At 62.2% G+C, this 5,593-nt stretch carries 4 protein-coding genes and 2 pseudogenes; all 6 read right to left on the bottom strand.

Going from position 1 to position 5,593, the window contains the following annotated elements:
* Nucleotides 1-75: 75 nt before the first annotated feature.
* Nucleotides 76-915, bottom strand: a pseudogene (locus ACMV5O_RS21105) (IS630 family transposase); the annotation flags it as partial.
* Nucleotides 916-1,055: 140 nt separating this feature from the next.
* The gene (locus ACMV5O_RS21100) at nt 1,056-2,153 is read right to left on the bottom strand and encodes a replication protein RepA (protein WP_416165281.1); all 1,098 of its coding nucleotides are present in this window, start codon (nt 2,151-2,153) and stop codon (nt 1,056-1,058) included.
* Between the two features lie 16 nt (nt 2,154-2,169).
* On the bottom strand, nt 2,170-2,451 hold the full coding sequence (locus tag ACMV5O_RS21095; RefSeq protein WP_416165282.1) for a ribbon-helix-helix protein, CopG family: 282 nt from the start codon (nt 2,449-2,451) through the stop codon (nt 2,170-2,172).
* A gap of 63 nt (nt 2,452-2,514) precedes the next feature.
* Nucleotides 2,515-3,156, bottom strand: a complete 642-nt coding sequence (locus ACMV5O_RS21090; protein ID WP_416165280.1) for an AAA family ATPase — start codon at nt 3,154-3,156, stop codon at nt 2,515-2,517.
* A 109-nt stretch (nt 3,157-3,265) separates the two neighbouring features.
* Entirely contained in the window at nt 3,266-3,910 is a 645-nt protein-coding gene (locus ACMV5O_RS21085; protein ID WP_416165279.1) for a hypothetical protein, read from the bottom strand.
* A gap of 143 nt (nt 3,911-4,053) precedes the next feature.
* Nucleotides 4,054-5,593 (bottom strand): annotated as a pseudogene (locus tag ACMV5O_RS21080) (hypothetical protein); the annotation flags it as partial.

The following is a 5,593-nucleotide window of genomic DNA, read 5'->3' as shown; positions in this document are numbered from 1 at the left end:
CGCCACGTCGGCAGGGGACCGGCTTGGGCGAGCTATGCCTTAGCGTACGATTTGTTCCGTTTCGTGAGCTGCCCCCAGGTAGAAGAGTTTGAGCTTGCCGTCCAAGCCCTCGACGTAGCTCTTGACCATCTTTGCCTTGTGGATCGGATGACCATCGACGATCAGAAACACCGGCTTCTCGGCATTGACCATCAAGCGCTTGAGGAACTCGACGAACACCTTCGCGCCAACCGAGCCTTCATGCAGCATGAATCGAAACTCGCCCTGCGTGCTGACCGCCGAGATCATGTTCAGCGAGAAGCGCCGGCCCGTCGCCTGCACCACCGGCGTCTGGCCCTGCGGCGCCCAGGTCGTGCCGGTGTGGTAATCCGAGCGGATACCCGACTCGTCGCCAAAGTAGATCGTTGCGCCGACCCGCTTGGCTTCGGCGCGGATCGTGGGGTAGGTCTCCGTCTCCCACGTGCGCACCAGCACCGGGTCTTGCTGCCACGCCTGGTAGAGCGGCTTCTGGGCGCTGAAGCCCAGGATCTTCATGAGACGGTGGACCGAGGAGACCGACAACTCCTTCTTGAACTGGCGCTTAATCAGGTGACGGATCAGCGACAGCGTCCACAAGCCGAACTCGAACTTAAACTGCTGCGGGTTGTGGTCACGAACGGCATTGGCGATCCACGACAACTCCTCGGCGCTGAGTTTGCTGGGGCGCCCCGGAATCGGCTTGGCCAGCAATGCGTTCTGCCCGCCATTGGCAAAGTCGGCGAGCCACCGGAAAACGCTGCGCTCATTCACGCCATACGCCGCCGCGACGCTTTGCACCGTCTGCCCCTCACGCACTGCTTTGACAGCCTGCTGCCGCATCACCTGCAAGGTGTGATGATCGAGGGCGCGGCCGTCGGAAGGTCGTTTGCATTTCATGGGGCATATTATCGCTCACATGACACTACTTACGGGAAAGTTAGTATCAACCGTCAGGGCTCAACGCCCTTAAATCCGATTCCAAATGAATAAAAGGGGTGCGATTATGCGTGCACTTGCAGCATTCCTAATGGATACAATTATTTATAAAGGATAGGAGGCGGAGAGGGGAAAAGCAGCAGCCCGCCTCGCACTGACTCGACTTTCGCTTTCGGATAGACGGCCAAAACCTTCTTGAGCGCGGGCAGAAAAACCCGCCGAAAATCCTTGTCGGCGTCGATCCCGGTGTACTCCTGGCCGAACTGCTCTCGCAGCGACTTCCAGTGCAGCGTCACCGGCCGGCCGGTGATGCGGTGAAGGCGCTCGGCCAGCATCGCGTAGATGTCCATCGCCAGCGCAGAGCCCTTGAGCGCGTACATGGCGCGCACGTCCTGGGGTACGGCGTGCTCGATCAAGGACTGGTAGTAGTCGTCAGAGAACGTCACCACGCCGGGCCAGAGCGGACGCTGGTGAGAATCCTTCGGCTGGATCCATGCCTCGAACTGCCGCACGGGCTGGCCGTTGTAGGTGTAAGCCCGCCCGGCCGCGTTGAAACCGAGCGTCATGTGACAAGCAGCCAGTGCCTGAATCTGCTTCTTGAAACTCGTCAGCGTGCCGTTCTTCCCGCCCGTGCTCTCCTTGCCGAGCATGCGCAGGAACTCTGCCGCGCTGTCGCCGACCGGTATTACCGGCGAGCGGGTTTTCACGGCTTGGGTGTTCAGCCAGGAAAGCATCAGACGCGGGTTCGCGCCGTAGGGAATAGGCTGCTGGACGAGCTTTTCGCCGTCCCACAGGGCGCCCGCGGTCACACGCAGTGCAGCACCGCCGCACATGCGCTCGAACACCGTCAGCCCCTCGACCGCCTTCGGCCCTCGGGGCAATCCGACCTGGCACATGATGGCGTGCAGATAGGCGATGTCGCTGCCGGTAGGGGGTTCGGTGCCAATCGTGGCCGCCGCATCGAGGAGCGCCGGGGCAATTGACTCGCGCGGTGCCGGGGTGATGGACGCGGAGTGCTTCGGACGCTCAGGGGGCTTCGGAGACTTAGGCTCAGCGGCCGGCGCGAAAAGGTCCGGAGTCTGCCCGGTGCTCGAGCGCTGATCGGCGGCCGTCTTGCGCGCGATCTCGCGCGCCTGGCGCGGATCGAGGCCTTTGTCGATCAGCGCCTGAACGTAGCCGGTATCGAGCTTGCCAGACATGGGCGCGCGGGTCCGTTCAGGCCTTGCCCAGTCCGTCGATCTCGAGGCCGCGTTCGACGGCGCGATGGATCGCGAGATTGATCACCGCGGCCCGACTCTGGCCGAGCTCCGCGGCGAGCTGGTCAACACGCTCGAGGAGGGTCGGCGCGATCGAGAGGCTGATGAGCTTCTTGCCCTCTCGCTTGGGTGCCTGCGCCTTCGGCGTCGATGCGTCGGGCGCCCCGCTGATGAAGGCCTCGGCGGCGGCTTCGTCAGCGACGGGCGCTGCTTTGGGTTTCGGCTTGGAAGTGATCGCCATGGTTTTCACCTGAAAGATATCTATTAGATATCGATTCGATATCTTATGGATGCTATTTTTATATCAAAATAGCGCGTACATCAATGCGTTCAGCTCGTCGCATGCCTTCTTGTCGAGCGGTTTCGCCTCGAGCACGGAGAGCCCCTGCCCGGCGGCGTTCGAGAAGGATTTGCGGCGGCGGATCGGCGCATGGAGGAGCTCGAGCTGCGGGACTTGGGCGACCGCATCCTCGGCGCCGACGTTGTCGGCGGATGCCTCGCCGGGATCGGCGCAGTTGAGGACCGCATAGGCGCGCAGGCCGTCACGCACCGAGCGCGCTTCCTCGACCAGGGCGGCGATGTCCTCCAGCGCCCACACGTCGTAACTGCGCGGCTGGAACGGCACGAGCAGCACGTCGGACAGGATCAATGCCGCCCGCAGCGCGGTCGAGTCACGCCCACCTGCGTCGATGATGATGTCGTCGAACTTGCCGCGCTGCTGCTGCACCTGGCTGCGCAGCGTCGGGCCGTCCGAATAGGTCGCGCAGGCGATGCCTGGCTGGTGGCCCGCCTCGGCGCGGATCGCGATCGCGGTCTGTGCCGTGCCTTGGCGGTCACCGTCGATCAGCCACACGTCGCGTCCGGCGAGGGCGCGCGCGATGGCGATGTTGACGGCAAGCGTGGTCTTGCCGACGCCGCCTTTGGTGTTGCCGACTGTGACTATCATTTGTATATCACCTAGATATCACTTCGATCTCAAAACGCTATCGAATAGATGGAATCTAGCACGATTCCAAGAGGGGGCGGGACGGCATCCAATGCCATCCCTAAAGGGCTTACGCGAACCACTCCGGATGGCGTTCGCGGTCCATGCGCTGGACCGAGCGCACCGCATCGAGCAGCCGCTCGACCGGCAGCACATCCCGGCCGCGGGTGTCGCCCGAGAGCGCGAAGGGCCTGAGCATCCCGACGGCCTCGCCGGACTTGCGGTAGTAGCTCACGATGAAGTGCCCCCCTCCGCTGAGCCGAGCGGCAGCGGCCCAGGCCTGCGTCGTGCCGGCGTAGGCTGCGAGCATCGAGCCGAGCACCTGCTCCCACGGTGCCTCGTCGGCGGGGTCGGAGCCGGCCCCCGTCGCTGCGCGATAGATCACGTTGCCGAGCTTGCCGCGGATCGCATCGACCACAGCGGGCCGCTCGCAGGATGCCTTGATGCTTGTCGCTGCGAATCGTTGCCTGGGGACCGAGCACAACCAGGTCCAACCGGTGTCGCTGTCCCACACGTAGAGCAGGACAGAGGGCGAGGCAGCAGCCTCAGCGTCATGGATGTCCACCGACCAGCCAACAGCTCCGGCACAGGCTGAGGTGAGGATAGAAGCCGATCGGCAAAAATCCGAAAACGCTTGTTCACCGATAGAGCGCTTGATACGACGCGTGCCCATTCCGGGCGCCACGGTAGATTGTGGGAAAATGGCTTTAGCCATAGCACACCTCCTAACAGGTGAGTTCTGGTCAGGCAGGGCAACGGTGGCCGCCGTTGCTTCTGCCGCTCAAACAACATCGTTATGGTATCATTTTGATATAACTTTGATATCGTTTTTATGTTTTTTAAGTATCATCCAAAATGCTAGTAGTCGTCAGCTAGTAGGCCTTCATACAGCCCGCTCGCACTCGAGGCCTCTTTGATCGCCCGGCGGACGTCCGCACGTGTTAGGTCCAGCACACGGAGCTTGCCGCCTGCCTCAGCAACGGACTCAATGCGCCGGTAGGCGCCTACGTGCTCCCCAGCATAGGCCGCCAGCCCTTGCAGCTTTGGCAGCGCATCCGCCAGATGCAGACCGTGCGGGTCAACGAGGTCCACCACGACCTTCCCGTCCTGCTCTGCGAAGAACAGAAAGTCGGGCCGGACGATCTTGTATTGATCGTCTTCGACGTATGCAATGCCCAGCGAGGACTGGCCCGGTTGCTGAGGGTTGCGATACCAAAAACGGAAGCCTTCGCGCCTGAATTCAGTTTCTACGACCTTGCGCTCCCAGTCGTTCAGCTCGGCCGGGTAGTTGCCCGCCCCATCGCACAGCAGGTGCTTTCCCCAAGTTGGCAGCTTTGTTACCTGCTCGTGCTCACGTGCCTTGGTAGCCTCGTAGCGTGACTCTGGCTTTGCCAGATCGACGCTTTGCGGCACAGAGCTCATCTCGACGATTTCGCGGTAGGCCTCTTTGCGGTCATCACTCAGCGCCTTGATCTGCGGTGCATACGCGGCCAACCAAGCCTTTGCCAGCTTGTCGGCTTCTGCGTCAAAGTAGGCCTGCACTTCAGTGACGAGCCCCAAGCCCGCGACAGTGACACGCGCCTCGACGATGGCTTCCAAGTACGCTTCCGGGTCATCGTCCAGGTTGGCAACCTTCTGCGCCAGGTGCTCAACGTAGGTGCGTGAAATATCCGGACTGAAGATGCGGGCGGCACGCCGGTAGGCATCATCGAGCACCGCCATGTCCGCCGCTTCCCAGAACTCATCAAAGCTCTTTGCCTTCTCCTTCATGTCTGCGGCGACGGTCTGGCCTTCCACCATCATCACAGACTTACGCTTGATCTCGATCTTGTCCTTTTGGAGCTCCTGGAAAGCATCAAGCGCTTTGTGCATCTCGGCATGCGCCAGGCGCCCCGCGCGCGGAAGGATGCCGTCGGAAGCCAGTTCATGAGCCAGCGCAGTGAGCCGCTTTGCAGGCTTCGCACCGCGCTGCGGGCGGGTTTGTGACGGCAAGGCCTCGAAGGCCTCCCACACGTCTGCGGATGCGTTGGGGTTCGGCTTCACCTCGACGTAATCGATAAGGATTCGGCCGGTTGGCGGGTTTGTGTCGTCCCCCTTCAACAGGGCATCGACGACCTCTTCCACCGCCTTGCGGTTGAATTTCGGCAGCAGGCAATCGACAGCATTTAGCCGATCGTTGCCTGGGATGCGGCGAGCCAGCGGCGAGCGCACCATTCTGCCCAGTAACTGGGTGATGTGGGTGCGGTCACTCGCCGATCGGAACGACACCATCACCTCGGCACGCGGGCAATCCCAGCCGGTACTGATGGCATCTTTCGCAATTGTTGCCGGCTGCCCGAATCCGCACAAATCTGGCGTCGTTAATCGGCGGCGTCGAGCGGGCGCCGTCGGAGCCGTA

It is taken from the genome of Thauera sp. WH-1 (genome assembly GCF_047806685.1).
Taxonomy (GTDB): Bacteria; Pseudomonadota; Gammaproteobacteria; order Burkholderiales; family Rhodocyclaceae; genus Thauera.
Note: the sequence above shows the minus strand (reverse complement) of the source record. Positions and strands in the feature narration are given on the sequence as shown.

Bases quoted from the DNA above. Each gene is read 5' to 3' on its own strand.
- ACMV5O_RS21095 (WP_416165282.1), bottom strand. From the start codon at position 2,451: ATGGCGATCACTTCCAAGCCGAAACCCAAAGCAGCGCCCGTCGCTGAC.
- ACMV5O_RS21085 (WP_416165279.1), bottom strand. From the start codon at position 3,910: ATGGCTAAAGCCATTTTCCCACAATCTACCGTGGCGCCCGGAATGGGC.
- ACMV5O_RS21090 (WP_416165280.1), bottom strand. From the start codon at position 3,156: ATGATAGTCACAGTCGGCAACACCAAAGGCGGCGTCGGCAAGACCACG.
- ACMV5O_RS21100 (WP_416165281.1), bottom strand. From the start codon at position 2,153: ATGTCTGGCAAGCTCGATACCGGCTACGTTCAGGCGCTGATCGACAAA.